We start from the raw sequence: 25,521 nt of genomic DNA, 5'->3' as shown, positions 1-25,521 counted from the left end.
TTAGAGTTGCGTCGTAGTAAGATTATTCCTAATAATGTATGTAAAAGCGTTTCACTGAATGAGACGCCATCACAGCAACGGACCCTGCCAGTACACCAAAACTGAAGTGTTTCACGATTACTTAGCTTTGCAATTGTCACAATTATTTTAGTTTACATCAGGAACAACTTTGTATTGGCGGTGAAGTAAATACCGCGGGATAAATCTTTTACTAACGTGAGATTTATTAATCAGCCAATGATCCAATTGTTTTGATAGTAAAAATACTCCTGTCACGCCGGGTGAAACTCTTGCTGCATGGAATATGTCTATCAATCTGCCGCCTTAAAACAGTGGCATCGGTAATGGGGTAGAACACAATGTCCGAATTGCTAAAGCACATATATGATATCAACCTGTCATATCTCTTGTTGGCACAGCGCTTGATTAACGACGAAAAGGCCTCGGCGATGTTTCGCCTTGGGATTGATGATGTGATGGCCGATACTCTGGGGCGGCTGACATTGCCACAGATGGTTAAACTGGCTGAAACGAACCAGCTTTTATGTCAGTTCCGCTTTGACGACAGCAATACCATTGAACGACTGACCCAGGAATCGCGCGTGGATGACTTACAACAAATCCACACCGGCATCCTGTTGTCCAGCCACCTGCTGAAAGGCCTGGCTGCGAAAGACAGCGGCGCGATGAAGAAAAGGGCGTAGCTATGTCTGGGAAAGATGCGTCAACCAAACCGGCAGAAAAAAGTATCGTCCAGGAAGCACGGGACATTCAGCTTGCCATGGAATTGATTACGCTGGGTGCCAGATTGCAGATGCTGGAAAGCGAAACGCAATTGAGTCGTGGCCGACTGATTAAACTGTACAAAGAATTGCGCGGCAGCCCGCCGCCGAAAGGCATGTTACCGTTCTCAACGGACTGGTTTATGACCTGGGAACAGAACATCCACTCTTCCATGTTTTACAACGCGTACTCGTTTCTCTTAAAGAGCGGGCATTGTAATGGTGTGGAAGCGGTGATTAAGGCTTACCGTCTCTATCTGGAGCAATGTCCGGAACAACCGGGTGAAGCGCCGATCCTCGCACTGACCCGTGCATGGACGCTGGTCCGTTTTGTCGACAGCGGAATGCTGCAGCTCTCTGCCTGCAACTGCTGTGATGGTTCATTCATTACCCATGCACACCAGCCCCGTCACGGGTTTGTCTGCAGTCTTTGCCAACCCCCATCCCGCGCAGTAAAAAAACGTAAACTTTCCCCGCAGGTTGCCGATATAACATCTCAAGAGCTGGACGAACAGGTCAAGCGCGCTGTCTGAGATTGTTAGGTTGCAGTATGTCGTCAGGAGCGGTGGAAACACCGCTCATTATTACCCCCTAACGTATCAGCCCTAATCTGGCCCCTTTTATGCACGTTTGAGCTGCGTAACATCGGGCAAGGTGGCACAGCCTCGCGCTTTTCCTCGCCCTAAAACCACATCGAATTAAGGATTCATCGTGCTAGTAATAATAGGTTACCTCGTGGTCTTGGGCTCAGTGTTCGGCGGTTTCATGCTCGTCGGCGGTGAACTGGGCGCATTATACCAACCCGCAGAATTGCTCATCATCGGCGGTGCCGGCATCGGTGCCTTTTTCGTCGGTAACAACGGCAAAGCGATTAAATCCACTCTGAAGGCTTTGCCACAGCTGTTCCGTGCGTCGAAATACAACAAAGCGTTGTACATGGATTTGATGGCGTTGCTGTACCGGCTTTTAGCCAAGTCTCGCCAGCAGGGGATGCTGTCGCTGGAAAATGACATCGATAATCCGGCGGAAAGCGACATTTTTGCTAATTATCCCCGCATCATTGCCGATAAGCATTTAGTCGAATATCTGACTGACTATCTGCGCCTGATGGTCAGCGGCAACATGAACGCCTTTGAAATCGAAGCACTGATGGACGAGGAAATCGAAACGTATGAACACGAAAGTGAAGTGCCGGCTAACAGCCTGGCGCTGGTCGGCGATTCACTGCCCGCTTTCGGTATCGTGGCAGCGGTTATGGGGATCGTTCATACCCTGGCCGCCGCAGACCGACCGGCAGCAGAGCTTGGCGCATTGATCGCCCATGCGATGGTGGGGACCTTCCTCGGTATTCTTCTGGCCTACGGATTTATTTCCCCGCTGGCCAGCGTGTTGCGCCAGAAAAGTGCTGAAAACGCCAAAATGATGCAGTGCATCAAGGTGACTTTGCTGTCGAGCATTAACGGCTACGCGCCACAAATTGCCGTCGAATTTGGCCGTAAAACGCTTTACACCTCTGAACGTCCTTCCTTCATCGAACTGGAGGAACACGTTCGTCAGGTCAAGTCACCGGGCCAGAAACAAACTGAAGAAGAAAAAGTATGAAGCATCAGAGCCATCCAATCGTTGTTGTACGCAAGAAAAAGAACAAGCACGGCGGAGGGCATCACGGCGGTTCGTGGAAGATTGCTTACGCTGACTTTATGACCGCGATGATGGCTTTCTTTCTGGTGATGTGGCTGATTTCGATCTCCAGCCCTAAAGAACTTGTACAAATTGCCGAATACTTCCGTACGCCGCTGGCGGTGGCCATTACCGGCGGGCCGCGCAGCAGCGATGCCACCAGCCCGATCCCGGGCGGCGGCGCTGATCCGACGGTACAGGACGGCGAAGTCCACAAAATGGATCAATCGCAGGGCGAAAGTAAGCGTGAAGCCGGCGATTTAAAGAAATTGCAGCAAAAGCTCGAAGACATGCTGGCGTCGGATCCGCGGCTCAAAGGTCTGCGCCCGCATCTGATGATTAACCTCACCGAGCAGGGTTTGCGTATTCAGATTATTGATAGCCAAAACCGCCCGATGTTCCAGCTTGGCAGTGCGATTGTTGAGCCTTACATGCGCGATATCCTGCGGGCAATCGGACCGGTTCTGGATGACTTCCCGAACAAAATCAGCCTGGCCGGTCATACCGATGACATGCCGTATGCGCAGGGTGAACGCGGTTACAGTAACTGGGAATTATCAACAGACCGCGCCAACGCCTCGCGCCGCGAAATGATTATCGGCGGTCTGAGTGAAGGCAAAGTGCTTCGGGTGATGGGCATGGGTTCCACCATGCAACTTAAAAACCATCCGGCCGGGGACGCGATTAACCGCCGCATCAGTATTTTAGTGCTCAATAAACACGCGGAAGAAGCGATTGAGCGGGAAAACAGTGAGGGTGAAGCCATCACGATCAGTGACGCCGGTGAACTGCAAAGACAAGTCCCCGGACGTCAGACTGCACCCGCTCTGGCACCGAAAATGAGCCCGGCTCCGGCCGCACCTGCCGCCGAGCCTGTAACACCAGAATCATCAGCAGCACCAGTAGCAGCACCATCAATACCTGGGATTACTACGCAGACGCCAGTGACACCATCGGCGGGCGCCCAACCTGCCACAGCGGCTCCGGCCGCTGAGACGGTCACGGCACCTGCGACCACATCAACAAGCCGCGATTCACAGCAGAGGTGATCACGTGAGCATGGATATTACTGATTTTTATCAGACATTTTTTGATGAAGCAGACGAGTTGCTGGCAGACATGGAACAACATCTGTTGTTACTTGATCCGCAAGCGCCCGATGTAGAGCAGCTCAACGCGATTTTCCGCGCAGCGCACTCAATCAAGGGCGGGGCAGCGACCTTTGGATTTACGGTTTTGCAGGAAACGACTCACTTACTGGAAAACCTGCTCGACGGTGCTCGTCGTGCTGAAATGAGCCTGAGCACCGACATCATCAACCTGTTTCTGGAAACAAAAGACATTATGCAGGAGCAACTCGACGCCTATAAATCATCCCGGGATCCCGATGCAGAAAGTTTTGAATATATCTGTGCGGCCCTGAGACAACTGGCCCTCGACGCGCAACAAGAGCGGGAGCCTGCTCCGGATCTTCACGTTGTCGAGACCGTGCCTGCCACCGGTGCAACCACTGCCGCGCCGGCTGCTCAGGCAGCACCGGCATCGGGTGGTCTGCGTGTGCGTCTGTCTGGCCTGAAAACTCAGGAAGTGCCGGTCATGCTGGAAGAACTGGGGAATCTTGGCGAGATCAAAGATCCGGTTCAGACCGCTGACAGCGTGGAAGCGACGCTGATCACCACCGTGACTGAAGATGACATTATTGCGGTGCTGTGTTTTGTGCTGGAACCGGAACAAATCAGTTTCACCCATGCAGCCGCCGCGGCTCCTGCCGTTGTCGACGCGCCTGCCGCCGTGCCTGTTGTCGTCGAGGCTGCGCCGGTTCCGGCCGCGCCGCGTTCAGCTCCGGTTCTGACCGCTGTGCCGAACACCGAAGTGGCAAAAGCGCGTGCGCCAAAAGCACCTGAATCCACCAGCATCCGCGTTGCGGTTGAAAAAGTGGATCAGCTCATCAACCTGGTCGGCGAACTGGTGATTACCCAGTCGATGCTGGCACAGCGTTCTGACCTGCTGGATCCGGTGGTTCACAGCGACCTGCTCAACAGCATGGGTCAGCTTGAACGTAACGCCCGCGATTTGCAGGAATCGGTGATGTCGATTCGTATGATGCCGATGGAATTCGTGTTCAGCCGCTTCCCGCGTCTGGTGCGTGATCTGGCGAGCAAGCTGAATAAGCAAATCGAACTGACGTTACTGGGCAGCTCGACCGAACTCGATAAGAGCCTGATCGAACGCATTATTGACCCGTTAACGCACCTGGTGCGTAACAGCCTTGACCACGGCGTGGAAACCCCGGACGTGCGCGCTGCGAACGGCAAAGATCCGACCGGCAACCTGACGTTGTCCGCGGAACATCAGGGCGGAAACATCTGCATCGAAGTTATCGATGACGGTGCGGGCCTTAACCGTGAACGTATTCTGGCGAAGGCCGCGTCACAGGGCATGAACGTCCACGACAACATGAGTGACGAAGAAGTCGGCATGTTGATCTTTGCCGCCGGATTCTCGACAGCAGAAAAAGTCACCGATGTTTCAGGCCGCGGTGTCGGCATGGACGTGGTGAAACGAAACATTCAGGAAATGGGCGGTCACGTTGAAATCCATTCCCAGCAGGGTAAAGGCACCACGATCCGTATTCTGCTGCCGCTGACGCTGGCGATCCTCGACGGCATGTCAGTGAAAGTCGGTGAAGAAGTCTTCATCCTGCCACTGAATGCCGTGATGGAATCGCTGCAACCGCTGGCGGAGGATTTACATCCGCTGGCCGGTGGCGAGCGTGTTCTGCAAGTGCGCGGTGAATATCTGCCGCTGGTTGAGCTTTATAACGTCTTTGATGTTAAAGAGGCGAAAACCGAAGCCACGCAGGGCATCGTGGTGATTTTACAAAGCGCAGGGCGTCGCTACGCGTTGCTGGTTGACCAGCTGATTGGTCAGCATCAGGTGGTGGTGAAAAACCTGGAAAGCAACTATCGCAAAGTGCCGGGCATTTCCGCCGCCACCATTTTGGGCGACGGCAGCGTGGCGCTGATCGTGGACGTGTCTGCCTTGCAGTCACTGAACCGCGATAAATTAGCAACAGGCGCAACCGCCGCATAACAAGCAAAGCTTCCGGCGACCTGAACTGTCGCCGGGTGTGAAGAACTCAGGCCGATTTAAAGATAAAAAGCGAAGGTGAACAACATGGCAGGACTTGCAACCGTGTCTAAAATTGCGGGCGAAACGGTAGGTCAGGAATTCCTGATCTTTACTTTAGGCGATGAAGAATACGGCATCGATATCCTGAAAGTGCAGGAAATCCGCGGATACGATCAGGTAACGCGCATTGCCAACACCCCGGCCTTTATTAAAGGCGTGACGAACCTGCGCGGCGTGATCGTGCCTATCCTCGATCTGCGCGTGAAATTCGCTCAGGAAGATGTGATTTACAACGAAAACACCGTGGTGATCGTCCTCAATTTTGAAAACCGCGTGGTCGGTATTGTGGTCGATGGCGTTTCTGACGTGTTGTCACTGAGTCATGATCAGATCCGCCCTGCACCTGAGTTTGCGGTCACCATGTCGACCGAATACCTGACCGGGTTGGGTTCGCTGGGGGATCGTATGCTGATCCTGGTGGATATTGAGAAGTTGCTGAGTAGCGAAGAAATGGCGTTGGTGGATTCGGTGACGAAGATCTAAGTCTTTGAACGTCAAGGTCGTGGGCGCCGGCCCACACCGGGTTAAGGGGCGTAAACGCGCCCCTTAACAATCCTGCGTTTTTCTCACTACGCGCTGCCGCTGGGACGACGGACATGTTCTGCCACAACGGCGCGTGGCGCAAATCTTGCCGCTGCGCGGTTCCTTCTCTCGGTCCTGAAGCCTCAGGTCTTCAGGCCGCTTCTTTCAGCAAGATTTTGAGCGCGCCAGTCTCGAAAAAATACCCGTCTCGAACAAACACCCGTCTCGGACAAATAAAGTCCTCGTTCTTATTTTGTTGTAAAATCAGGTGCTTAGTGGTTTTTTCTTGCTCCTCCCCCTGCGAAGGGGGAGGCCGGGAGGGGTATTAATGCCATCTCTGCAATTCACTGAAAACCATAAAAACTCTTTGGAATCAGTATCTCATTCCCGAAGTTTGCCCATTTTCTCTGTATGGTTATCCGGCTATTGTCTCCTCGCTGCGGCAAAATCCGCAGCCGGGTGTAGGAGCCTGGTTTTCTGCCGTAGCACCGCTTTGTGTGCTATCGCTTTGTATCACCTTTATAAAACGTTTTTTTACGTATATTGTTCAGGTGACTCAAGCGGGGCAGCCTTCGGGCTGGTCGGATGGTAGACCGATCTCCTACCCCCGCTTGAGTTACCACCTTTGCGTAGGAGCTTAGGCGGTAGCAGAGATGCAATCTGCCATAGGTTTCAGTCAATGAAGACATTAGATACCCCCGAAACATCCCCCGACTCCTGGGCACTCACAGACAGTTGCCGTTTGCTGGCGAATGCGTTGGTGAATCCGCAAAACAGAGGTGCGCAGGATCAACTGTGCATGATGCTGCAAACCCAGCTGATCAACCTTGAAATGGCGTTACGCGAACCTATTCCGGAACACCGCAAGAATATGGGGATCCCGTTAGATGACGGGCTATTTGATTACACCGAAGCGGAGCCGGAAGAGCTTTGCGATCAATGTTCTGCCCTGAACTTTGCACTGCTGACGCTGCATGATAAGAGAATAAAAGAGATTTTAGCGTTTGTGCTGTGTGAACGTTTCGAGATGCTTCGCTGTGCGCTCTATGCCTCATCTGAGGAGTTTGCCGCATGAAAAAGGACTGGCATTCAGCAGACATCATTGCCGCGATTAAAAAGAAAGGCACAACCATGGCAGCGGTATCGCGGGAAGCGGGATTGTGTTCTTCAACGCTGTCGAATGCGTTAACGCGAAAATGGCCTAAAGGTGAAAAACTGATCGCTGAAGCGATTGGTGTACGCGCAGAAATCATCTGGCCGACCCGCTACAGCGGAACAAAGTATCCGTGAAATTTAGGTCATGGGCAGTTGATTATCCAAAAGGGGTCTCGACCCCTTTATTTTCGACTTCCGCTAACTCATTGATTTTACGTTGTGTCTTATTAGTGGCTGAGAAAAGGGTTTTAAACAGAATCAGGCGCTAAATCATTATTCCATCAGGAAATATCGTTAATATGCAACAGTTCACTGCCGTACAGGCAGCACACGAATGAATTAACCCACTGTTTTATCGCTAAATAAATCTCTTCCCCAAAACCTCTCCAAAACTCTTCCCCAAAACTGACTGATAATTAAACGGCAATGACAATCCACTTTTCTTTGCGCTCATCATGATAGAGCTCAGTCATCTTCGCTGAAGTGTGTCCCAGTAATTCCTGTGTGTTGATCCCCTGGGCTTTATATAAGCGTTCAGAAAGAGAGCGTTGTTCGTGAAATGTAGGTGGTGTTTTGCCCTTTTCGATTTTGATTTTGGCGCAATCTCGAGCCTCGGCGAATCGCTGTGTTAATGATCCTTCAGCCACAGGTGAGCCCAGGGCTGAACCCCCGACGACCGTTGAATTATGGATAAGGTGTTTGCTCAGCACGCGGTCGCGGCATTTGTTAATCACATCGCGAACACTCATGTTGATGGCATCACAATGCAACGATAAGGGGATCGCTATCCGGATTTTGCCTTTCCCCTTTCCCTGGACAACATGAAGCATGTCATCCCAAATATCAGAGAATTTCATTTTTACAATGTCGCCACGGCGCTGGCCAGTAACTACAGCGAGCAGCATGGCATTGCAGATATACGGTGATCTGTGTTCAGCCTCGCGATAAATCGCCCACCAGTTCTCGAGCGTGAGTCTCTGTCTGGATACTTCATCCAGCGGTTTACGGGTGGCCAGAGCCGGATTGAAGCCGGGGGGAACCTCTCCGGCAAACTGTGCTTCTTTAAACATGTCGATCCACGCCGACCGCATAACCTGCGCCATCCTTGTTTTATTCGCATCGACATATTCGTTTATCAAAGCAGCCATCTCACGCGCGCCAACATCTTTAAGCAATATGTTTTGCGACCTGGCCGAAAGGAGTTCAGCACACGCCTTACGGCCTCTAGCGGTTGATGATGCCAACTCTTTTCGCTGCACGCGTCGATCAAGGAGCGCCTTATATTCTTTCACCCACTGCTTTAACCGCATGTTCTGAGCATTAGGTTCGGTTCTTTGCTTCGCGATGTCTATCAGGGCGAAAGATTGAGAAGTTAATTGCTCTGAAGTTATGCGATTCATTTCAAGGGCCGCAGCGTGCGCGGCATCTGAATCCGTGCCAAAACCGACGAACTCCCCCGTAATGGGGTGACGATATTGCCAGTACGTTTTGTTGTTTCGCTTATCCAATTTGCAATACAAGTTCGGTGTTGAAATGTTGTATTTACGGGGTCTTGCTGCCATTAAGTGCTTTCTCCACTAAAGTGCGGGCGTTGGCTGGAAGATGGTTCGATATTTCGACCCGATCAACCATACCAACAAACCTGGCTTCCTCATCAACGACCCACCGCCGACCCTGTTTTACTGCCGGCGGGTAAGTCTGCCGGGTTTTTGCAATTCGATGCAGGGTGGCTTTACACGGTGGTTCTTTGAAGCCATTTGGCCCTGCTGCCCATTCCGCTAAAGAAACTAACTGGCCCATGCTATTACTCCACACGTTTAGTTATAGCCGGCTGCACACCGGCTTACTGGCTGATCCGAAATCGGCCGTAATATTTCCCAGCTCGCCACCAGAGCATTTTCTCCCCTGGCGGCATTGCTGACGCAAACTCAACTGGAACAAACCACAGATCCAGCATTCTTTTCACGGAAACCCGACTGACTAAATGAGCCCGTTTAGGCATTGCTGTTGCCTGGCTTCGACTTCCAATCAGCGATAATTTGCCGAATTACCATCATATTGCTTCCGGTAGTGCTGAACTTAAATCCACCGAATAAACGAGAAGTGATGGTAGCTTTTTGCACTAGCTGACCGTTGTATGAAATTGTCATTTGCTGTCCAATATTCATTATGGAGAGATCAGATAACTGCTTAGAACAGGGCGACTCAATTTCAAAATAAACCCCGTTGTTTACTGGCTCTTCATTCTCATCAATTTGCACCGACTTGACGCAAGAGGGTGGAATAGTGAAATGCGTACCAGAAACTTCAAGTTCTAAACTTTTGAGTGAAGCGAAAGTTAATGAAGGGACTAGTATTAAAGTCAAGGCTATGATTTTCATTTATATTCCTATCAGATTTACATGTGTCGATTATAGCACTGGCTTCCATGCCCAGAAGGTTACTCACCACCTTCAATGATGCAGTCCACGGGCTAAATTGCTGCGACACCCTCACTTGTTAGAGCTTCATCAGTCAGTTCCACAAGCAAATCTCCAATACTGCTTACATGGCCAATATGGCCGGTTTGGTGAAGTACGACAGGCTTTGCTGGGGGGATGGTTAACCAGGACATAGAATTACTCCACACTTTAAGAAAGAAATAAGCTGCACGCTGTTTTTAGATTGAACGAAGCCCTTGCCCGATGTGGCAATTAAATTTCAGTAATAACGATTCACTAAATGCCCCGGCGAATCAGGGCATTTAAGGCCGCGTTATCAGGCTTTGAATTCGCCAATGAATGTTTCGACTTCAACGTCGGTGAAGTTGGTTTCGAGCAGTTCGCGGAACTCGGTCGCCATATGCTCTTCTTCGGTTTCCAGCTGGACAATGCGCAAAACCAGCACCGGAGCATTGCCGCCGGTCAACACGCTGTAGCGTAGGCGGAAGCGGCGATCACCGAGACCTTCATACGGCACGCACTTAAATTCAAAAGCCGCTGGCATGACTTCTTTGCTTTTCGCTTCCACGCTTTCCATTACTGACCGTTTGGCACCGAAATCACTGTCTTCATGATCCGCCGAGCTGGATGCTTCGATTGTGATCTTACGAACGCCGCCGATCGCTTTCTTGATGTCCAGCACTTCACCGTCAGCGGTGAAAGCAATCAGGAATTCAGACCAGTCTTCCAGCCACTCGGCCAGATCTTTCTGTGAGTTTTTGGCACCGTTGATATTCAGCAAAGCTTGGAATGGGGCGGTGCGTTTCAGCTTCAGCACTGCTGTGTTATCGGCGTGCCCTGGCAAATCCAGTGTGCCGAGGTTGAATACTGTCACTGCTGCCATGTTGTCGGCGTTGATGAAGCTGCGCACGCCAGCACCTGCATACTGTTTACAGTAGCGGCAGAAGTCGTGAATGCTGGCGGTTTCCATTTTCCCGCGGAAGCGGAAGCGTCCATCCTGCAGGTTTTCGAGAGAATGAATGCGCACTGACTCTGGCAGAGCTACAGCGGGGCAATCAGCGGAGGAAAGACGCTCTTCCAGCAGCGTCGAAAAAGACATGTCGCGGACTTCTTTGATTGCTGATGCGTCTAAAACTTGAGACATAACGATTTCCTTTTTCAGAAGGTTTAATGCGATGGTTATCGCGCGTCGCGGAGTTTGCCGTCAGCAGCACCCGCCATTGTGAATAACTGGCCCTGATCTTCCTGCATGATGGACAGCTTGCCGCCTTTGCCCACGTACATCGGGGTTTCGGTGGTGTCTTCTTCCGACGTTTTCCCGCGCGGCGTTGGTGCTGAGAACTTCAGTTTGTGAGCCAGCATTACGCGTTTTTCTTCCATCGAATTACTGATGCGGGAAACATCAATCTCGATGGTGACTTTGCCTTTACCGCCGTTGTTAAGAACGCCTAAAGCTGCGGCATTCAGCGCGGCGGAGATTTTGTTTTCGAAAATACCGGCGTCCAGTTCGGAGAGAAACTCCGGGACTTTGGTCATACGGTCTTCAGCCATTCAACTGTCCTCGTTATCGCGGTGCACACCGCAGGAAATTACTCACACACATAGAAAAGGGCCACCGGTTGCGCACTGGGTGGGGCCAGCGAACCCTTGTCTATGTCTGCGAAAAAATGGCGGTGGTCATGATCAGAACATTATCTTCACTCCCCCTGATGTTGGATGGTTGAAGAGTCATGCCACCGCCGAAAGACAACTACACACAGCAATTATCGAGTTCCACGTCGATCTGATAGTGCGGCGGGAGTCGAACCCGCAATCGGGTAGGGAACCCGACCATCACCAGGATGCTATGCACAACGAAAAAAGCACTGTTTTCAGAAATACGAATGGGTTTGGGTAAAGCCACCATTCGGCAATGCTTTTTGCGTTGTCGGCTTAATCACAAATCTGAACTCCTGCTATACTGATATACGGAATAGGAAGATTCTTAATAATCTTATTGAGTGAGCCACTTATTCCTCGAGTGCAAAAATGCCTGACATAAAACTTATCTGCGAAAAGTGTAATTCTGAGAGATTCACTGTTACTTCTAGCATTGCATTCTCTGAGACCGTCTCCTCCATCGTATGTGCAGGTTGCAAGCATCCCGTCAACGTGAATGAAGTCGTAACCTTCCGTGAAATCCCATACTTGACTCTGGTTCCGGGCGTGCCTACTCACTAATTTAACGAACATCGGGAAGAACACTGGTTCTGTGGTCAGATCGAGTTGATGGTAAGTGAGTCCCTCAACCCACAGTGTTCTTCCCGTTGTGCTGTACTTAGGATTAATCTAACTTAACTTAGTTTTGTGGTCAAGCGAAAAACCAAACTAAACTTAGTTTAATTTGGTTTGGATTAGTCAGCAGTGTGGAGAGGGACTAAAGGTCGTATTGAACGCCTTTGACAACACCGATGATGGTGCAGTTACCGTTGATCGGTAAGTTTGGATAGCGAGGATTCAATGGTACCAAGAACTTCTGTGGCCCATCTATGACCAATTTCTTAACGGTTGCCTCATTTGTTCCATCTATTCTGGCAACGACGATTTTTCCATTAACTGGCTCGGCCTCAGGGTCAACGATAACCGTGGCGCCCTGGGGAATGGTTGGGAGGCCATTAGGGTTTGTCATAGAATCCCCTTTAACTTCTAAAGCGAAAGAATTAGCCGACACTCTAAGGGATGTTTCTATCCACCGCTCTATATCTGAGAAGGTTTCAGGTGATTTTGATTCTGTGAAAGCACCGGCTTGAACCCATGAGATCACCGGTATGCGCCGCATTCTGGTAATCAGCTTATCTTCAAACTCAGTGCCGTAAAGTACGTACTCAATCGACGTATTGAAAAATTTAGCCAACTTAGAAAGAGACTCACCGCTCGGTACGTTCACGTCTTTTTCCCAATAACCCACCGCCACGTCACTCACGCCGCAGAATTTACCCAGATCTTTCTGGGATGTTTTCGTCACCTTTCTTAGCGATTTTATCCGCTGGCCGACCGTTTCCATCTCACCACCATGAATTAAATAAAGCTAAGTAATCTTAGTTTTTATTGACCTAATAAAGATTAGTATTTAATATCTAACTTAACTTAGTAATGGAGGCGATATGACCACAGACGACATCGAAAAACACTTCGGCAGTGCAGAGAAAGTTGCCGCCTTTTTTGGGATCACCAGCGAGGCCGTCTATCAATGGCGAAATCGCCCCGGGAAGTTAATCCCGAAAGGACGGGCAGCCGAAGCTGCATACCGAACCAAGGGGAAGCTCCAGTTCAAAGCTGAGCTTTATGAAAAGACTACAGACTCGGCTGCCTAAGCATAACTACCGAAGGAAAAGAGAAATGGTAGACCTGAAATCAGTAGTTAAAGCGATGTGCAAAGCGTTCTCAGGTGGCCGGTCTGCAATGGCTGGCGCTCTGGGCATGACTGAAACGCAGTTCAACAACAACCTGTACGAAAAAAACGGCTGCCGGTTCTTCGAAATTGTCGAGTTGGAAGCGATGGAAGACATCAGCGGCACCAGCTTCCTGGCTGAATACTTCGCCCAGCGCCGCGGCGGCCTGTTCGTGGATATCCCCCAACTGGATGAATTGGACCAGGTTGAGCTGTTCAGCAAAAGCATGCGAACGGCGGCGCATCGTGGCCACGTCGACATGATTATTCAGGCGGCTCTGGAAGACGGCGTGATTGATGCAGCAGAAGCAGCAGAAATTATGAAGTATCACCGTCACCACTTATCAGCTCGTGATGCAGAGGTTCGGTCTGTGCTGGCGTTGTTTGGGAAAAAGAATAAGTCCGGAAAGGGTGACGCCCCAAGTGTGCAGCTTGAGGCGTCGGGTGCATTAACTAAACAGTGTGGAGCAATTAACGCATGAACAGTTTACTCATAAAAGCTGGCGTTCCGCAAATCCGGTGTGTGGCGACTGGCGGTGCCGCTGGCTCTCTTTCGTACGAAGTGATGATAGGTAACCGCTGGATGCCGTGCAACTACCAGTTCGCGGCGTGGTGGGTAGGTTACGTCCGCCAGAGCAGCCAGAAGGTGACGGCATGTCTGAAGAAATCCAAAAGCTGGACAGGCGTTACAAGGATTGGCGGGGCGTTGTGGTACACGTCGTGGGCTTCGACAGAGCAGGGGATCGCGTCATCTTCATGCGCGCCGGTTGCCCGCATGAGTGCGCCCAGCCCGTCGAGCTATCCAATTCGCGGTTTGAGAGGGTGATGACCGATGAGCAATAAACTTCAGGGGCTGGTTTGGGATGCATGCGCGCCTGCTGGCTTATCCATTTCTCAGGTGGCGATCATGTCCCGCCTTGCTGATTACAGCAACGATGACGGTATCAGTTGGCCTGCCATCCCGCGCATTGCCCGTCAGGTTGGGGCGAAAAGCCCAAACACTGTGCGCAGCGCGTTGAAAGTTCTCGAGGCGGGTGGCTGGCTGAAAGTGCAGGAACGCAAAACGAAGGGACGCAATACCAGCAATATTTATCGCATCAACGTAGCAAAGCTGGTTCAGGCGGCAGCAGAAGCAAACTCCACAGATACCCCTTCAAATTTTGAAGCATCAAATTCTGAGGTATCAAAAATTGAGGCCTCAAATTCTGAGGGTTCAAATAACAAAGCCGTCGCGGCAGTTAGCCCTTCAAATTTTGAAGCCGATCCACAAGTAACTACAACACCTGATCCACAAGGTAATAAAACCCTTAGTCCGGCCGCTTCGCAGCCAGACGACAGCAGTGATGAAAGTTTTCTTGCTCTTCACCCTGAAGCGGTGGTGTTCAATGCCAAAAAACGTAAGTGGGGAGGTGCCGACGACCTGACCGCTGCCGAATACATCTGGGGAAAAATCATCCGCATGTACGAACAGGCTGCCGAATGCGACGGCGAGATTTCCCGCCCGAAAGAACCGGATATGACCCTCTGGGCAAATGAAATCCGCCTGATGTGTACTGCCGACGGCCGCACACATAAGCAAATCTGTGAGCTGTTTGTCCGCGCTAACCGCGACACCTTCTGGTGCAAGAACATCCTGAACCCGTCGAAACTCCGCGAAAAATGGGACGACCTGACAATCAAACTGACCGCAAATGTCCCGGCTGAAACTTCAGCTGGCGGCCACTGGAACAGCGCTGAAGCATGGGAGAACACCCTGTGAACAAAATGATGATGGCAGTTAAGAACCGCGACAGCGCCGCGCTGGCTCAGCTGATGCCAGAAGAGAAACCACAACGTGTCGTGAACGCTGACGCCGAGAAGCTGGTCGATGTGCTGTTCACTAACCTGATGCAGATTTTCCCTGCTGCCCGCCAGACCGCGCTGAGTACTCCGGCAGATATCGCCGCGGCGAAACGGCAGTGGATCATGGCATTCGCTGAAAGCGGCGTGACCACGCTGGAACAGGTGAAAGCCGGTATGCGCATGGCCCGCCAGCAGGAAACAGACTTCTGGCCGAGCTGCGGAAAATTCATCGGCTGGTGTAAATCCGGTGCTGCTCAGGCTGCAGGCCTGCCGACCGTCGACGAGGTGATGACCGAGTTCAACCAGTATTGCGCGCGCCGCGGCGACTACAGCACACCAGCGGCTTACCCGTGGTCAGCGGCGATCATGTACTGGATTGTGACCGACGTCCGCCGGTTGATGCTTCAAAATAACTACACCGAGGGTGAAGTCCGTAAATCCGTACAGCATAACCTGACCCTCTGGGCAAAACGCCTGGCGAAAGGTGAGCAGATCCCGGCACCCGTTGTGATGCTGTCCGCGCCAAAAGCGCCAGCGGGCCCGACCCCCGCACAGATCATGTATGACGAGTATCTCCGGAAAAAACGGGAGGGCTGGTTATGAAAACCTATCAGCAGATGGCAATCGAAGAGCTGATGCGTGACAGAACCCCGCGCACTTGTTCAAACATTGAAGCGGCCCTGATCGAGAACACCGGCTTTATCCCGCCGCGTCATTCAATGTCGTCAACGATAAACACTATCAGCAAGAAGCCTCAATTCAACATCGTGACCGGGCATTGTGCCGGAAAGAAAACGTATTTCCTGAGCGAAACGCCAAAGGCTGTCGCGGCGCCAGGGGCTGATGAACCGGTTGTGCGGCCAGTGAAAACCAAAGCTGAAATCAGTGCTGAGTTCGAACGCAATCTGTGGGCAGCACGTCAGGGCAGGGGGCAGGCATGACCAATCCATATTCACAGGCTCTAGCCGAGCAGAAAACTTTGCCTGCTCACAAGCTTAAAGAAGTTGGCGATCAGTGGCGCACGCCCGACGCACTTTTCTGGGGTATCAATGCCATGTTCGGCCCGCTGGTTCTCGACTTGTTTACTGATGGAGAAAACAGTAAGTGCCCGGCGTTCTATACCGTGGAAGACAATGCGATAACTCAGGACTGGTCTGCCCGTCTGGCTGAACTGCATGGCGCAGCTTTCGCAAACCCTCCGTATTCCCGCGCCAGCCAGTACGATGGCCAGCAGGTCACCGGTATGTCACACATCATGAATCATACCTTCAAGATGCGAGAGCTCGGAGGCCGCTACGTATTTCTAATTAAAGCTGCTACTTCGGAAACATGGTGGCCAGAAGGTGCGGATCACGTCTCATTCATCCGTGGTCGCATTGGATTTGATACACCTTTCTGGTTTAAACCTGCCGATGAAAAGCAAATACCAACCGGGGCATTTTTTGCTGGTGCTGTTGCCGTGTTTGATAAGAAGTGGCGCGGTCCTGCATTCAACTACATCGACCGCGAAGAACTGCTGGCGCAAGGCGAGGCATTTCTATTTCAAATCCGCAGCATGGCAGCCGGTTTACAACAAACCCAACCACAAAATATTCCAGAAATTATTCCGGTACCGGAAACCAATAACCAGGTGTGGCCAGCCGAAGTGCATTACCTCTTCGACCAGGTAGCAGAGTCTTCAAACCTCGCCGCCCAGCTCCAGAACAAACTGCGTCACCACATCAATCGCCTGAAAATGGACGGCCTGCCAACGGCTGAAATCATTCAAACCGCTGGCACACTGGCCCGCGCAATGGGAGCAACAGCATGAAAGAAATCATCGTAGACAATTTTGCGGGCGGCGGTGGGGCGAGCACCGGTATTGAGATGGCAACGGGTCGCAGCGTAGATATCGCGATCAACCATGACGAGAACGCCATTGCGATGCACAGCACAAACCACCCTGAAACACTGCATTACTGCGAATCCGTGTTTGATGTTGACCCTATTGTGGCGACTGACGGCCGTCCTGTCGGCCTGGCATGGTTCAGCCCGGACTGCCGTCACTTCAGCAAAGCGAAAGGCAGCAAACCCGTTAAGAAAGAAATCCGTGGTCTGGCATGGATTGTGATCCGCTGGGCTCTGGCAAAACGCCCGCGCGTGATGATGCTGGAGAACGTCGAAGAGTTTAAAACGTGGGGCCCGCTTCTGACCGCCGAAGATGGCACAGAACATCCGGATCCTGCGCGCGCTGGTGAAACCTTTGCGGCTTTTATTGGCATGCTGACCACCGGCGTTCCCGCTGATCATCCGGCAATTGCAGAATGCTGCGAAGTGCTGAACATCGATGTGAACAGCGACGATGTCCGTCGTCTGGTCGCCGGTCTGGGCTACGTTGTCGATCACCGTGAATTACGTGCCTGTGACTTCGGCGCGCCGACAATCCGCCGCCGGTTCTTTATGGTGATGCGTTGCGACGGGCAGCCCGTTAAGTGGCCATTGGCCAGCCACGGCGATCCGAAGTCTCTGGACGTGCAGAGCGGAAAGCTGGCGTCATACCGCACCGCCGCCGAGTGTATTGACTGGTCAATCCCATGCCCGAGCATCTTCGAGCGTAAAAAGCCGCTGGCAGAGAACACGCTGAAGCGAATTGCGCGCGGCATTCAGCGTTTCGTGATCGACAACCCGACGCCGTTTATCGTGAAGTGCAACCACACCAGCACCAAAACCAGTTACAACTGCTTCCGTGGTCAGGCGTTGAATGAGCCGCTTCAGACGATCACGAAAACCCACGGTTATGCGGTCGTTACCCCGCACATCACCAAATTTCGTACCGGTGCGACTGGTCAGGAAGTTGATGAACCATTGCCGACGATCACCGCTGGCAGTTCAGAACGTCCGGGCGGCTATGGTCATGCACTCGGCATGGTAGAAGCAACACTAGCACCGGCGCTGATTCAGATAGGGTATGGAGAACGTGAAGGACAGGCCCCGCGCGCATTGGATATTCAAAAACCTCTCGGGACAGTTGTTGCAGGTGGTGGTAAACACGCACTGGTTGCGCCGATCATTGCCCGAATCGGGCAGACAGGTTTTGGCGGCGACCGCATGGCATATGAAGCTGGCAAGCCACTTACCACCGTAACCAGCAAAGCAGAACACTTGTTGGTCGCTCCGGTGATTGCCCGCCAGTTCGGCAACAGTGTCGGTCACGCAGCTGATGAGCCAAACGGCACAATTACGGCAGGCGGTGGCGGTAAAAGTCAGTTATGCACCGCGTTCCTCGCGAAACACTTCGGCGGTAACTACACCGGTGCTGGCGCGGCGATGGATGCACCGGCTCACACAGTTACCACCACTGATCATCATGCGCTGGTCACATCCACTCTGATAAAGCTGCGCGGCACCTGTAAAGATGGCCAGCAAGTCACTGAACCGGCCCCGACTATTACAGCCGGCGGCCTGCACATCGGTGAAGTACGCGCTTTCCTGCTCAAGTATTACGGCAACGAGAAAGAAGGCATCAGTCTGGACGGGTCTCTGCACACCGTAACCACGAATGACAGATTCGGCCTGGTCACCGTTGAGGGTGTCGATTACCAGATCGTTGATATCGGTATGCGCATGCTGCAACCCCATGAGCTTTACGCCGCTCAGGGTTTCCCGAGCTGGTACATCATCGATCAGGACTATCGCGGCAAGAAATACGCAAAAGACAAACAGGTAGCGCGCTGTGGTAACGCGGTACCGCCGCCATTCGCTGAAGCCCTGGTGCGCGCCAATCTGCCGGAAATGTGCGGCGCTGATAAAGAGGTGGCCGCGTGAACGAATTCCAGAAAATCTGGCTCTCTGCTTACAAAGGCTGGTTACTGGCGGTCTCCCCTTCGGGGGAGCTGCATTCCACTGACTACACAGCGGCGCGGGAACATGCTGACGCAGTGCTGAACAGTCTGATCAAAGCGGGGGAGGTGCAGCAATGAAAATGGCAACCGTAAACATAAACAATTACGTAAGAGTAAAGCTGAACGAATTTGGCCTTTCTGTCATGAAGTCGAATCGTGAAGAACTTCAGCGCATGGCACCAAGTCTGCCTGACTTCACCCCACCAGAGACTGATTCAGAGGGATATTCAAAGTTTCAGCTTTGGTCACTCATGGAAACCTTCGGCCCAGTTATTCATCTGGGTTGTGAGATTCCATTTGATAGCGAAATCCAGTTTACCTGCGATGCGGTTACCGAGGTGGCAGGATGATCCAGGGCAAATTAATTAGCTCTCAGCGTTATCTCGACCGGAAGAAAGTCGCAGATAAAGCGCTTCGCTTCAAATTGTTCCGTGTTTCTATTTATCCGGTGCTTCTCCGTGGCGTTCAGTACACGGTGCTGATGGACGGCCATCACAACCTTGCCGCAGCTAAATTGGCCGAGGTTGAGCCTGTTTACATCGGGCCTCCTAAAAAGATTGTGAAGATATTCAGCAAAATGACCGTTCGGGAAATAGAAGTGATGCTCATCAACAACCTGACCGATTGCGATTATTACTTTGTCGATACTGGCGAAGTTGTAGATCACCTCCTGAAGCCGGAGTACCAGACATGCAATTGATCCTGCCATTCCCGCCAAGCGTCAACGGTTACTGGCGCGCTACAAAAACGGGCGTGAAGATTAGCGCCCGAGGCCGGATCTTCCGCTCAAACGCGTTGGCGTCAATTTATCAGCAGTTGCGCTGCAGCCCGCCGGCGCTGCTGACAGAACTGGATGTTCATCTGGTTTTATTCCCGCCCACCAGGGCAAAACGCGATTTAGATAATTTCCAGAAGGCGCTGTTTGATGGCCTGACCCACGCAGGTATCTGGAAGGACGACAGCCAGGTAAAACGAATGACGGTCGAATGGGGCCCGGTTACCAAAGAGGGGAAGGCAGAAATAACGATTACTGATTTCAAACCCGCCGGTGTGCAGCCGGCTTATCGTGTGGAGTGATTATGTCGAACAGTTTGCTGTCAGGAAAAGTGGTAACGATGTCGAGCCGTGAGATTGCTGAGCTGGTGCAGAGTAAGCACAGCAACGTGAAAAGGTCGGCTGAAAGGTTGGTTGTTGCTGGAATTTTAAGCGCGCCATTGGAGCACACCCCCTATTTGCACGAACAGAATGGGGAAGAATATCAGGAGTACTGGTTCAATAAGCGCGATTCGCTGGTGCTGGTTGCCCGATTGTCGCCTGAGTTCACCGCCGCGGTAGTTGACCGCTGGCAGGAGCTGGAATTGAAAAACCAGTTACCCCAGTCATTGCCGGACGCATTGCGACTGGCTGCTGATCTGGCCGAAGAAAAACAGGCATTAGAATCACAGCTGGCGCTAGCTGCGCCGAAAGTGGATTTCGTTGATCAGTACGTCATTGCCAAAGGCTCAATGGGATTCCGGTCTGTCTGCAAGCTGCTGAAGGCGAAAGAACCCGAATTCCGGTTATTCCTCATCGATGAAAAAATCATTTACCGGCAGGACGGACAGTTCACACCCTACAGCACGCATACAGCCGCTGGCCGGTTCGAGATGAAGACTGGAACCAACCCGAACAATCAGCACGCATTCCGCCAGGCGCGGTTTACTCCGAAGGGTATCCAGTGGGTTGCGGGGCTGTGGGCTGAGCATCTACGGAAGAAACAGGAGAGCGCAGCGTGAAGGTATTACTGAAACCTTACCCCCAGAAGGACCTGGGGATCATTATCTTCCGTCCAGCAGCGGATGCGGTGCAACTTTTCAGCGGGAAGCGGCTGATGATTACCGATGAGCCCGCCGACTTGCAGAGTGCGCCCGACGGCCTGATCACTGGCGCGCATCAGAAAGTCCTCGATAACCCGGTGCTCAGCAATTTCCTTTCTTCGGATCTTGTGGTCAGTCACATGCTGGGCGGCTGGGAGGGGTTAACGCGCTGGGTTAAACAGAATCGCGGTTGCCAGTGCACAGATCTCGGCTATCACCATCATGAAATGACGCACGCGAGGCGCGAACGCGGAGTCGTTGCTCTTTGTTGGCACCACGACACCCAATACCGGGATAAAAAATCTGTTCAGTTGGACGCCGCCGCGCTGGCGAACACGTTGGAATATGTCACGGAACGGATCCGGTATTGGTTGGGGGAACGGGAAGGGCATCAGATTACTGTGGCTGAAATTTGCTGGTTTGCGGTAGGCAGAGGATTCGCTGACAAACTTCCGCGCGCCATTCTTTATGACGTTTTTGGCATACGTAGCGAAGAGCCTGGCGGCGAAACCAAAGAGTCAGACACCAATCCGTGGGAACGGCAGACCGAAGATATTATTGCGGAGGGACTTAAGCCTGTGCTGGCGCTGGCCATCGACCCTGAGACTCCAGAGTCTTACGCCCTGATCCCGAAGCGCCGCCGGTATGAGAACTCGAAATACACCCAATGGGTAAAGCGCCAGCCATGCTGTGCCTGTGGCAACGGGTCGGATGATCCGCACCACATCACCGGCAACGGGTTTGGCGGTATGGCAACAAAAGCGCATGACCTGTTCGTGATCCCGCTGTGCAGACGGTGTCACGACTCACTTCATGCGAATACCCCGGCTTGGGAAGCAGAACATGGTGATCAGATGTACCTGGTCATGAAAACATTAGATCGTGCGCTGGCCGTGGGCGTTATCGCCACTGGCAAAGCCAAATAAAAGTGTGGAGAGAATAATGCGTGATATTCAACTGGTACTGGCTCGTTATGGCGTGTGGGCTCGCGATAATTCTGGCGTGAGCTGGTCACCGATTGCCGCGGGCTTCAAAGGCCTACTGCCGACTGAATCCAGCAAAGTCGAGTCCTGCTGTGATGATGATGGCCTGATTGTTGATGCCGCAGTAGGGCGTCTGGCCGCCGTCCGTAAGCCTGAAGAGGTAGCGCTCATCATGCTGCATTACCGCTTCGGTCTGTCAAAACGGAAAATTGCGAGGATGTGTAAGGTGAGTGAAGGCCTGATCCGCCAGCAGTTGCAGGTAGCGGAAGGCTTCGTTGATGGTTGTCTGGCTATGACCGGCGCGGTGCTGGAAATGGACGCCTACACCCAGAAAATCCGAGTCGCGAAAGTCGCTTAAAATAGTTCTAGTGCGCTACGCAAAAACTCTTGTAACCTGTTAAGAGTGGTCACGTAGTCACAAAGCTTAGACAATCTCAGAACCTCGCTCCGGCGGGGTTTTGTCTTTTATGTTCATATGATACGTTTAAGCTGTTGCGGTGAATCCTACCTATGCGGTAGGGCTAATCAGCTTACCCTGGAAGAGAAGTGAAGACAGCGGACCCGGTTAGCTGGCCAATGGTTCACCGGGAGGCACCCGGCACTGCAACAACCAAACAATGCTTTTCAGTCTGCGAAGATGGGATAACCAGGAGTGACTGGAAAGCACATTCGCATGAGTGCTGGAAGATACATCAACATCACGTTGTGACCGCACCCTTTTCAGCACTCAGTTGAATGTAAACAAACCTGCCCAGTGCAGGTTTTTGCGTTTATGGAGGGTAAATTAAATGAATTTTAAAGAATTAAGCGAACCATCAAAAGAGCGTGCAGTAGAAGCGCTTTGTGCAATATTGGCAAGTTCTGGGGTTCATACCGACGAGATAGCAAAGACGGCGGGGGAGTTTGTTTGCGCCGCGTTTGTAGCAATGGAGCGCTTTGATAGCGCCCCAGATGTGTGTGAGGATGGTCGATAAAATTTAAATCTCCTTAAGCCCACGAATAGCTCGACCTGCTGATTTTGTTACTATAATTCCAGATTTTGATTTTACAGAGTTAGCAATGGATTGCACCTCATCAGCTATATTAGTCTCATCTTTAGATGTGCTGGAATATGTATATTCAGCATCTGGTAGATGATAGGTTGTCCCGGACGATCCTGTAACCTCTCTTAAATACCCTTTATTTTCCATTTTTTCGTGCAGTTTTTCATAGTCATCAGAATCAGCATTGTGAAGTTCTACGCGAATAGTAAATGTGCTCATAATATCCTCTTTATCTGAATGGTTAATTCTGGCGATTTAACGATATCAGATACGGTAATAAGCGGCCAGACGCTAACTCTGGCACTTCTTTCAGGCTGCGCATGTGCGTGGCCTTTTTTATTTCTCACGACGACGCACCCACCCGGACTATCGGAGGGCGAGAACCATGAAAATGAATCCACAGTCTGAAAACTTAACCAACAGCGGAACGCTGCTTACGCTGCTTTCCTCCATTGCAGGTTTCATCACTTTGGAACGGGTCTACATGGCGACAGCGCTGGTCGGCATCGTTATCACGCTTCTTGGATATTTCGATAAACGAAGCGCTATCAGGTCCGCGAAAAAGAACGATGACGAAAGGCTTAAGCTCGATCGGGAATTAACGCAGGCAACCATCGACTCACTGAAATATCGGACTGATACACCCTCGGTGATTAAATACCCAGAAGTTTCAAGGGGAATAAAAGACGTTCTTGAAGCCGCGAAGGATGACTAATCATGGCAATAACCAAAAAGGCTGGCGCTGCAGTTTGTTCAGTCATGACAATCATTGCGATCGTAGTTTCAAGCGGCCAAGTCAGAACGAATGAGCCAGGCTTAGAACTGATCGGAAATGCTGAGGCGTGCCGCCGTGAACCTTATGTTTGTCCAGCGGGATACCTGACTGATGGGATAGGCAACACCCACGATGTGAAAGCCGGTACACGCAAAACCGATCAGCAGATTGCCGACGACTGGCAGAAAAATATTTTAGCTGCGGAAAAATGCATAAACACGTATTTCCGTGGCAGGGACATGAACGATAACCAGTTCAGCGCCATGACATCAGCCGCGTTCAATATGGGCTGTTCCAGCCTGAGAACGTATTACAGCCCCGCACGTAAAGCCCGTTTTGAAACATCAATCCACCGGTACGCGCAGGCCGGCAACTGGCCGATGATGTGTAACCACCTGCCTGATTTTGTGAATGGCGGCGGTAAAAAACTGCCCGGTTTGGTTATCCGCCGCGATAAAGAGAAAGCGCTCTGTCTGGAGGGCTAACCATGATCAACTGGTTCCGGATTGTCATCACCGCGCTGCTATTTCTCATTATAGGCGTTCTGCTCTGGGCTGCCTTTCACTATTACGGCAAGACCATAAGCCAGCAGTCAGAAATCTCAGTAGCCACTCAGGCAAAAAATTCAGCGGAATTCACCCTGAACGCGCAGGCGAAGGCCGTGAGCATCTTCAACACTATCGCAGGGGCAACTTTGAATGATCAGCATGCGAACACACTGGACTCACAGGCAGCCCAGACTGACATCAAAGCTGCTCTTTCAGGCGATGCTTGCGCTCCTGTTGTTGTGCCTGCTCGCGCAAATGACCGGGTGCTCAACCGTTACAACGCAGTACGTCAAAGTGCCAGTAACGCCGATACCCGCCAGTCTTCTGGTTCTGTGCCAGCCGTCACCGCCACCAAGTGACCCGCTGACATATGGGTCATCAGTTCAGTGGAATGAATTGCTGCTGACCGATCTGCAGAACTGCAACACACAGATTTCCGGCATTCGCCAAATTGAATCTTCCAGACAGGAAAATAATGATGGAAAACCAACACCGTAAGATTTCTGGCTATCGTGACTTATGCCAGGGGGAAATTGATTTAATGAATCGCATTAAGTCGAAAGGTAAAGAAATGCTTGAATTGGTCACTGAATTACAGGGCCGCTTGAGCACCGATATTGAAGTTAAGAAGGCGGATGCTACACGCGCAGGGATCTCCCAAGCCACTCCAGAAGCTGTTGAGCTACGCCGCTTCACCGCTGCCGAGCCGCAGCGTTGGGCTGCCATCGGTAAAACCGATATTCAGACCGGTATCATGGCTTTAGTTCGCGCAGTAGCACAGCCTTCAGAGGTCTAATCGAAGAGGCCAGACAGAAATGATTAAGCGTTTTTTTGCATGGCTGAAAAGCATCTATCTCCACCCAGCCGAACAGGCTGAATCCCAACCGAAGGAAAATACCGTGAAATTAGCACTCGTCTCGATTATCACCAGCATGCTGGCCAATGGCGCAGCTGCAAACACCGTTCAGATAACTCTGAGCGATAATGCCGATACAATTCAGCCCGGCGCTGTGGTGAGTTTTACTGCGGATAATGGCGCAACCGTCACCCCAACCAGCGCACTGACTGACGCAAATGGTCAGATCACTGCAAGCCTGGTCAGTTCGACCGTTGGCGCTTCGACGTTAACGGCAACAGCCGCCGACGGTACCACGGCCAGCATTCAGGTTTATTTCGTTGCAGTTCCAGCACCAGTGATTGATGTGTTTAAAGAAAAACCATTAGAAGATGACGAAGATGAAGCAGATGCCGACGAGGCAGAACTGCGCATCGAAGACGTAAGGGCTATCTTCGTTAAACTTGAACACCCGGTCATTGAAGTCTGGGACGAAGTTGTCGCACTGGCTAAGAAATACTTGTAAGACGAAGCGCATTCCAGGTGGCTTTCAATG

At 51.7% G+C, this 25,521-nt stretch carries 37 protein-coding genes; 30 read left to right on the top strand and 7 right to left on the bottom strand.

The window, feature by feature from the left end:
- The first annotated feature begins 359 nt into the window (after nucleotides 1-359).
- From flhD to BV494_RS08060, 8 genes are all read left to right on the top strand, one after another.
- A complete protein-coding gene (gene flhD / locus BV494_RS08095) occupies nucleotides 360-704 on the top strand; it encodes a flagellar transcriptional regulator FlhD (protein ID WP_104922405.1) in 345 nt (114 codons plus the stop codon).
- 2 nt (nucleotides 705-706) lie between these two features.
- Complete coding sequence (flhC, locus tag BV494_RS08090) at nucleotides 707-1,315, top strand: flagellar transcriptional regulator FlhC (protein WP_104922404.1); 609 nt, start codon at nucleotides 707-709, stop codon at nucleotides 1,313-1,315.
- Nucleotides 1,316-1,493: 178 nt separating this feature from the next.
- The gene (gene motA / locus BV494_RS08085) at nucleotides 1,494-2,384 is read left to right on the top strand and encodes a flagellar motor stator protein MotA (RefSeq protein ID WP_104922403.1); all 891 of its coding nucleotides are present in this window, start codon (nucleotides 1,494-1,496) and stop codon (nucleotides 2,382-2,384) included.
- Entirely contained in the window at nucleotides 2,381-3,511 is a 1,131-nt protein-coding gene (gene motB, locus BV494_RS08080) for a flagellar motor protein MotB (protein ID WP_104922402.1), read from the top strand. The genes motA and motB overlap by 4 nt, the downstream gene beginning before the upstream one ends.
- A gap of 10 nt (nucleotides 3,512-3,521) precedes the next feature.
- The gene (gene cheA / locus BV494_RS08075) at nucleotides 3,522-5,555 is read left to right on the top strand and encodes a chemotaxis protein CheA (RefSeq protein ID WP_192938105.1); all 2,034 of its coding nucleotides are present in this window, start codon (nucleotides 3,522-3,524) and stop codon (nucleotides 5,553-5,555) included.
- Nucleotides 5,556-5,639: 84 nt separating this feature from the next.
- Nucleotides 5,640-6,137, top strand: coding sequence for a chemotaxis protein CheW (cheW, locus tag BV494_RS08070; RefSeq protein WP_104922400.1), 498 nt, complete (start codon nucleotides 5,640-5,642; stop codon nucleotides 6,135-6,137).
- Nucleotides 6,138-6,855: 718 nt separating this feature from the next.
- Entirely contained in the window at nucleotides 6,856-7,251 is a 396-nt protein-coding gene (locus BV494_RS26065; protein WP_226790052.1) for a hypothetical protein, read from the top strand.
- Nucleotides 7,248-7,466 carry a helix-turn-helix domain-containing protein gene (locus tag BV494_RS08060; protein WP_104922399.1) on the top strand — a complete coding sequence of 73 codons (219 nt, stop codon included), beginning with the start codon at nucleotides 7,248-7,250 and terminating at the stop codon, nucleotides 7,464-7,466. Before BV494_RS26065 ends, BV494_RS08060 begins: the two co-directional genes overlap by 4 nt.
- 281 nt (nucleotides 7,467-7,747) lie before the next feature.
- Here the strand turns inward: BV494_RS08060 and BV494_RS08055 are convergent, their stop codons facing one another.
- From BV494_RS08055 to BV494_RS08025, 6 genes are all read right to left on the bottom strand, one after another.
- Nucleotides 7,748-8,893, bottom strand: coding sequence for a phage integrase Arm DNA-binding domain-containing protein (locus tag BV494_RS08055; protein WP_104922398.1), 1,146 nt, complete (start codon nucleotides 8,891-8,893; stop codon nucleotides 7,748-7,750).
- Nucleotides 8,874-9,131, bottom strand: coding sequence for an excisionase (locus BV494_RS08050; protein ID WP_104922397.1), 258 nt, complete (start codon nucleotides 9,129-9,131; stop codon nucleotides 8,874-8,876). Before BV494_RS08050 ends, BV494_RS08055 begins: the two co-directional genes overlap by 20 nt.
- Nucleotides 9,132-9,325: 194 nt before the next feature.
- Nucleotides 9,326-9,712: a hypothetical protein gene (locus BV494_RS08045; protein WP_104922396.1), complete on the bottom strand. Its 387-nt coding sequence runs from the start codon at nucleotides 9,710-9,712 to the stop codon at nucleotides 9,326-9,328.
- A gap of 376 nt (nucleotides 9,713-10,088) precedes the next feature.
- Nucleotides 10,089-10,916, bottom strand: coding sequence for a YfdQ family protein (locus BV494_RS08040; protein ID WP_104922395.1), 828 nt, complete (start codon nucleotides 10,914-10,916; stop codon nucleotides 10,089-10,091).
- 35 nt (nucleotides 10,917-10,951) lie between these two features.
- Nucleotides 10,952-11,323, bottom strand: coding sequence for a YfdP family phage-associated protein (locus BV494_RS08035; RefSeq protein WP_104922394.1), 372 nt, complete (start codon nucleotides 11,321-11,323; stop codon nucleotides 10,952-10,954).
- A gap of 865 nt (nucleotides 11,324-12,188) precedes the next feature.
- On the bottom strand, nucleotides 12,189-12,815 hold the full coding sequence (locus BV494_RS08025; RefSeq protein ID WP_104922392.1) for a LexA family protein: 627 nt from the start codon (nucleotides 12,813-12,815) through the stop codon (nucleotides 12,189-12,191).
- A gap of 100 nt (nucleotides 12,816-12,915) precedes the next feature.
- Between BV494_RS08025 and BV494_RS08020 the strand changes: the two genes are divergently transcribed.
- The 16 genes from BV494_RS08020 (at nucleotide 12,916) to BV494_RS07950 (ending at nucleotide 22,738) form a co-directional block, all read left to right on the top strand.
- The gene (locus tag BV494_RS08020) at nucleotides 12,916-13,125 is read left to right on the top strand and encodes a Cro/CI family transcriptional regulator (protein ID WP_104922391.1); all 210 of its coding nucleotides are present in this window, start codon (nucleotides 12,916-12,918) and stop codon (nucleotides 13,123-13,125) included.
- A 25-nt stretch (nucleotides 13,126-13,150) separates the two neighbouring features.
- A complete protein-coding gene (locus BV494_RS08015) occupies nucleotides 13,151-13,684 on the top strand; it encodes a YmfL family putative regulatory protein (RefSeq protein WP_226790051.1) in 534 nt (177 codons plus the stop codon).
- A gap of 172 nt (nucleotides 13,685-13,856) precedes the next feature.
- On the top strand, nucleotides 13,857-14,045 hold the full coding sequence (locus BV494_RS08010; protein WP_104922390.1) for a DUF4222 domain-containing protein: 189 nt from the start codon (nucleotides 13,857-13,859) through the stop codon (nucleotides 14,043-14,045).
- The gene (locus BV494_RS08005; RefSeq protein WP_104922389.1) at nucleotides 14,035-14,961 is read left to right on the top strand and encodes a helix-turn-helix domain-containing protein; all 927 of its coding nucleotides are present in this window, start codon (nucleotides 14,035-14,037) and stop codon (nucleotides 14,959-14,961) included. The genes BV494_RS08010 and BV494_RS08005 overlap by 11 nt, the downstream gene beginning before the upstream one ends.
- Nucleotides 14,943-15,647 (top strand): replication protein P, encoded by a 705-nt coding sequence (locus tag BV494_RS08000; RefSeq protein WP_104922388.1) that lies wholly within the window; start codon nucleotides 14,943-14,945, stop codon nucleotides 15,645-15,647. The genes BV494_RS08005 and BV494_RS08000 overlap by 19 nt, the downstream gene beginning before the upstream one ends.
- A complete protein-coding gene (locus BV494_RS07995; protein WP_104922387.1) occupies nucleotides 15,644-15,985 on the top strand; it encodes a hypothetical protein in 342 nt (113 codons plus the stop codon). Before BV494_RS08000 ends, BV494_RS07995 begins: the two co-directional genes overlap by 4 nt.
- Entirely contained in the window at nucleotides 15,982-16,854 is an 873-nt protein-coding gene (locus BV494_RS07990; protein ID WP_104922386.1) for a phage N-6-adenine-methyltransferase, read from the top strand. The genes BV494_RS07995 and BV494_RS07990 overlap by 4 nt, the downstream gene beginning before the upstream one ends.
- Complete coding sequence (locus BV494_RS07985) at nucleotides 16,851-18,848, top strand: DNA cytosine methyltransferase (RefSeq protein ID WP_104922385.1); 1,998 nt, start codon at nucleotides 16,851-16,853, stop codon at nucleotides 18,846-18,848. The genes BV494_RS07990 and BV494_RS07985 overlap by 4 nt, the downstream gene beginning before the upstream one ends.
- Nucleotides 18,845-19,003 carry a hypothetical protein gene (locus BV494_RS25810; RefSeq protein WP_192938104.1) on the top strand — a complete coding sequence of 53 codons (159 nt, stop codon included), beginning with the start codon at nucleotides 18,845-18,847 and terminating at the stop codon, nucleotides 19,001-19,003. Before BV494_RS07985 ends, BV494_RS25810 begins: the two co-directional genes overlap by 4 nt.
- Nucleotides 19,000-19,275 (top strand): hypothetical protein, encoded by a 276-nt coding sequence (locus BV494_RS07980; RefSeq protein WP_104922384.1) that lies wholly within the window; start codon nucleotides 19,000-19,002, stop codon nucleotides 19,273-19,275. Before BV494_RS25810 ends, BV494_RS07980 begins: the two co-directional genes overlap by 4 nt.
- Entirely contained in the window at nucleotides 19,272-19,625 is a 354-nt protein-coding gene (locus BV494_RS07975) for a chromosome partitioning protein ParB (RefSeq protein WP_104922383.1), read from the top strand. Before BV494_RS07980 ends, BV494_RS07975 begins: the two co-directional genes overlap by 4 nt.
- The gene (locus tag BV494_RS07970; RefSeq protein ID WP_104922382.1) at nucleotides 19,616-20,002 is read left to right on the top strand and encodes a RusA family crossover junction endodeoxyribonuclease; all 387 of its coding nucleotides are present in this window, start codon (nucleotides 19,616-19,618) and stop codon (nucleotides 20,000-20,002) included. Before BV494_RS07975 ends, BV494_RS07970 begins: the two co-directional genes overlap by 10 nt.
- 2 nt (nucleotides 20,003-20,004) lie before the next feature.
- Complete coding sequence (locus BV494_RS07965; protein ID WP_104922381.1) at nucleotides 20,005-20,700, top strand: phage antirepressor KilAC domain-containing protein; 696 nt, start codon at nucleotides 20,005-20,007, stop codon at nucleotides 20,698-20,700.
- A complete protein-coding gene (locus BV494_RS07960) occupies nucleotides 20,697-21,707 on the top strand; it encodes a DUF968 domain-containing protein (protein ID WP_104922380.1) in 1,011 nt (336 codons plus the stop codon). The genes BV494_RS07965 and BV494_RS07960 overlap by 4 nt, the downstream gene beginning before the upstream one ends.
- A 16-nt stretch (nucleotides 21,708-21,723) precedes the next feature.
- Nucleotides 21,724-22,122 carry an antiterminator Q family protein gene (locus BV494_RS07955; RefSeq protein ID WP_104922379.1) on the top strand — a complete coding sequence of 133 codons (399 nt, stop codon included), beginning with the start codon at nucleotides 21,724-21,726 and terminating at the stop codon, nucleotides 22,120-22,122.
- 430 nt (nucleotides 22,123-22,552) lie between these two features.
- A complete protein-coding gene (locus tag BV494_RS07950) occupies nucleotides 22,553-22,738 on the top strand; it encodes a hypothetical protein (RefSeq protein WP_104922378.1) in 186 nt (61 codons plus the stop codon).
- Between the two features lie 3 nt (nucleotides 22,739-22,741).
- Here BV494_RS07950 and BV494_RS07945 read toward each other — a convergent pair whose 3' ends face one another.
- Nucleotides 22,742-23,026 carry a type V toxin-antitoxin system endoribonuclease antitoxin GhoS gene (locus BV494_RS07945; RefSeq protein ID WP_104922377.1) on the bottom strand — a complete coding sequence of 95 codons (285 nt, stop codon included), beginning with the start codon at nucleotides 23,024-23,026 and terminating at the stop codon, nucleotides 22,742-22,744.
- Between the two features lie 166 nt (nucleotides 23,027-23,192).
- Between BV494_RS07945 and BV494_RS07940 the strand changes: the two genes are divergently transcribed.
- Genes BV494_RS07940 through BV494_RS07920 form a run of 6 tightly spaced genes read left to right on the top strand, consistent with a single transcriptional unit; the run spans nucleotide 23,193 to nucleotide 25,491 of the window.
- On the top strand, nucleotides 23,193-23,522 hold the full coding sequence (locus tag BV494_RS07940) for a hypothetical protein (RefSeq protein WP_104922376.1): 330 nt from the start codon (nucleotides 23,193-23,195) through the stop codon (nucleotides 23,520-23,522).
- 2 nt (nucleotides 23,523-23,524) lie between these two features.
- Nucleotides 23,525-24,067: a lysozyme gene (locus BV494_RS07935; protein WP_104922375.1), complete on the top strand. Its 543-nt coding sequence runs from the start codon at nucleotides 23,525-23,527 to the stop codon at nucleotides 24,065-24,067.
- 2 nt (nucleotides 24,068-24,069) lie between these two features.
- Entirely contained in the window at nucleotides 24,070-24,489 is a 420-nt protein-coding gene (locus tag BV494_RS25805) for a hypothetical protein (RefSeq protein ID WP_192938103.1), read from the top strand.
- A complete protein-coding gene (lysC, locus tag BV494_RS26415) occupies nucleotides 24,386-24,628 on the top strand; it encodes an Rz1-like lysis system protein LysC (protein ID WP_439958377.1) in 243 nt (80 codons plus the stop codon). The genes BV494_RS25805 and lysC overlap by 104 nt, the downstream gene beginning before the upstream one ends.
- On the top strand, nucleotides 24,606-24,926 hold the full coding sequence (locus BV494_RS07925; RefSeq protein ID WP_226790050.1) for an Acb2/Tad1 domain-containing protein: 321 nt from the start codon (nucleotides 24,606-24,608) through the stop codon (nucleotides 24,924-24,926). The genes lysC and BV494_RS07925 overlap by 23 nt, the downstream gene beginning before the upstream one ends.
- 19 nt (nucleotides 24,927-24,945) lie before the next feature.
- Complete coding sequence (locus tag BV494_RS07920) at nucleotides 24,946-25,491, top strand: Ig-like domain-containing protein (protein WP_104922373.1); 546 nt, start codon at nucleotides 24,946-24,948, stop codon at nucleotides 25,489-25,491.
- Nucleotides 25,492-25,521: the final 30 nt, after the last annotated feature.

Origin of the sequence: Rahnella sikkimica (assembly GCF_002951615.1) — a bacterium.
In the GTDB taxonomy this organism is placed as follows: domain Bacteria; phylum Pseudomonadota; class Gammaproteobacteria; order Enterobacterales; family Enterobacteriaceae; genus Rahnella; species Rahnella sikkimica.
This window is presented reverse-complemented; position numbering and strand designations above follow the sequence as displayed.

Excerpts from the sequence above, each read along its gene's own strand:
- flhD (WP_104922405.1), top strand. The coding sequence starts at position 360 with ATGTCCGAATTGCTAAAGCACATATATGATATCAACCTGTCATATCTC.
- flhC (WP_104922404.1), top strand. The coding sequence starts at position 707 with ATGTCTGGGAAAGATGCGTCAACCAAACCGGCAGAAAAAAGTATCGTC.
- motB (WP_104922402.1), top strand. The coding sequence starts at position 2,381 with ATGAAGCATCAGAGCCATCCAATCGTTGTTGTACGCAAGAAAAAGAAC.
- cheA (WP_192938105.1), top strand. The coding sequence starts at position 3,522 with ATGGATATTACTGATTTTTATCAGACATTTTTTGATGAAGCAGACGAG.
- cheW (WP_104922400.1), top strand. The coding sequence starts at position 5,640 with ATGGCAGGACTTGCAACCGTGTCTAAAATTGCGGGCGAAACGGTAGGT.
- BV494_RS26065 (WP_226790052.1), top strand. The coding sequence starts at position 6,856 with ATGAAGACATTAGATACCCCCGAAACATCCCCCGACTCCTGGGCACTC.
- BV494_RS08060 (WP_104922399.1), top strand. The coding sequence starts at position 7,248 with ATGAAAAAGGACTGGCATTCAGCAGACATCATTGCCGCGATTAAAAAG.
- BV494_RS08055 (WP_104922398.1), bottom strand. The coding sequence starts at position 8,893 with ATGGCAGCAAGACCCCGTAAATACAACATTTCAACACCGAACTTGTAT.
- BV494_RS08050 (WP_104922397.1), bottom strand. The coding sequence starts at position 9,131 with ATGGGCCAGTTAGTTTCTTTAGCGGAATGGGCAGCAGGGCCAAATGGC.
- BV494_RS08045 (WP_104922396.1), bottom strand. The coding sequence starts at position 9,712 with ATGAAAATCATAGCCTTGACTTTAATACTAGTCCCTTCATTAACTTTC.
- BV494_RS08040 (WP_104922395.1), bottom strand. The coding sequence starts at position 10,916 with ATGTCTCAAGTTTTAGACGCATCAGCAATCAAAGAAGTCCGCGACATG.
- BV494_RS08035 (WP_104922394.1), bottom strand. The coding sequence starts at position 11,323 with ATGGCTGAAGACCGTATGACCAAAGTCCCGGAGTTTCTCTCCGAACTG.
- BV494_RS08025 (WP_104922392.1), bottom strand. The coding sequence starts at position 12,815 with ATGGAAACGGTCGGCCAGCGGATAAAATCGCTAAGAAAGGTGACGAAA.
- BV494_RS08020 (WP_104922391.1), top strand. The coding sequence starts at position 12,916 with ATGACCACAGACGACATCGAAAAACACTTCGGCAGTGCAGAGAAAGTT.
- BV494_RS08015 (WP_226790051.1), top strand. The coding sequence starts at position 13,151 with ATGGTAGACCTGAAATCAGTAGTTAAAGCGATGTGCAAAGCGTTCTCA.
- BV494_RS08010 (WP_104922390.1), top strand. The coding sequence starts at position 13,857 with ATGTCTGAAGAAATCCAAAAGCTGGACAGGCGTTACAAGGATTGGCGG.
- BV494_RS08005 (WP_104922389.1), top strand. The coding sequence starts at position 14,035 with ATGAGCAATAAACTTCAGGGGCTGGTTTGGGATGCATGCGCGCCTGCT.
- BV494_RS08000 (WP_104922388.1), top strand. The coding sequence starts at position 14,943 with ATGGGAGAACACCCTGTGAACAAAATGATGATGGCAGTTAAGAACCGC.
- BV494_RS07995 (WP_104922387.1), top strand. The coding sequence starts at position 15,644 with ATGAAAACCTATCAGCAGATGGCAATCGAAGAGCTGATGCGTGACAGA.
- BV494_RS07990 (WP_104922386.1), top strand. The coding sequence starts at position 15,982 with ATGACCAATCCATATTCACAGGCTCTAGCCGAGCAGAAAACTTTGCCT.
- BV494_RS07985 (WP_104922385.1), top strand. The coding sequence starts at position 16,851 with ATGAAAGAAATCATCGTAGACAATTTTGCGGGCGGCGGTGGGGCGAGC.
- BV494_RS07980 (WP_104922384.1), top strand. The coding sequence starts at position 19,000 with ATGAAAATGGCAACCGTAAACATAAACAATTACGTAAGAGTAAAGCTG.
- BV494_RS07975 (WP_104922383.1), top strand. The coding sequence starts at position 19,272 with ATGATCCAGGGCAAATTAATTAGCTCTCAGCGTTATCTCGACCGGAAG.
- BV494_RS07970 (WP_104922382.1), top strand. The coding sequence starts at position 19,616 with ATGCAATTGATCCTGCCATTCCCGCCAAGCGTCAACGGTTACTGGCGC.
- BV494_RS07965 (WP_104922381.1), top strand. The coding sequence starts at position 20,005 with ATGTCGAACAGTTTGCTGTCAGGAAAAGTGGTAACGATGTCGAGCCGT.
- BV494_RS07955 (WP_104922379.1), top strand. The coding sequence starts at position 21,724 with ATGCGTGATATTCAACTGGTACTGGCTCGTTATGGCGTGTGGGCTCGC.
- BV494_RS07950 (WP_104922378.1), top strand. The coding sequence starts at position 22,553 with ATGAATTTTAAAGAATTAAGCGAACCATCAAAAGAGCGTGCAGTAGAA.
- BV494_RS07945 (WP_104922377.1), bottom strand. The coding sequence starts at position 23,026 with ATGAGCACATTTACTATTCGCGTAGAACTTCACAATGCTGATTCTGAT.
- BV494_RS07940 (WP_104922376.1), top strand. The coding sequence starts at position 23,193 with ATGAAAATGAATCCACAGTCTGAAAACTTAACCAACAGCGGAACGCTG.
- BV494_RS07935 (WP_104922375.1), top strand. The coding sequence starts at position 23,525 with ATGGCAATAACCAAAAAGGCTGGCGCTGCAGTTTGTTCAGTCATGACA.
- BV494_RS25805 (WP_192938103.1), top strand. The coding sequence starts at position 24,070 with ATGATCAACTGGTTCCGGATTGTCATCACCGCGCTGCTATTTCTCATT.
- lysC (WP_439958377.1), top strand. The coding sequence starts at position 24,386 with ATGACCGGGTGCTCAACCGTTACAACGCAGTACGTCAAAGTGCCAGTA.
- BV494_RS07925 (WP_226790050.1), top strand. The coding sequence starts at position 24,606 with ATGATGGAAAACCAACACCGTAAGATTTCTGGCTATCGTGACTTATGC.
- BV494_RS07920 (WP_104922373.1), top strand. The coding sequence starts at position 24,946 with ATGATTAAGCGTTTTTTTGCATGGCTGAAAAGCATCTATCTCCACCCA.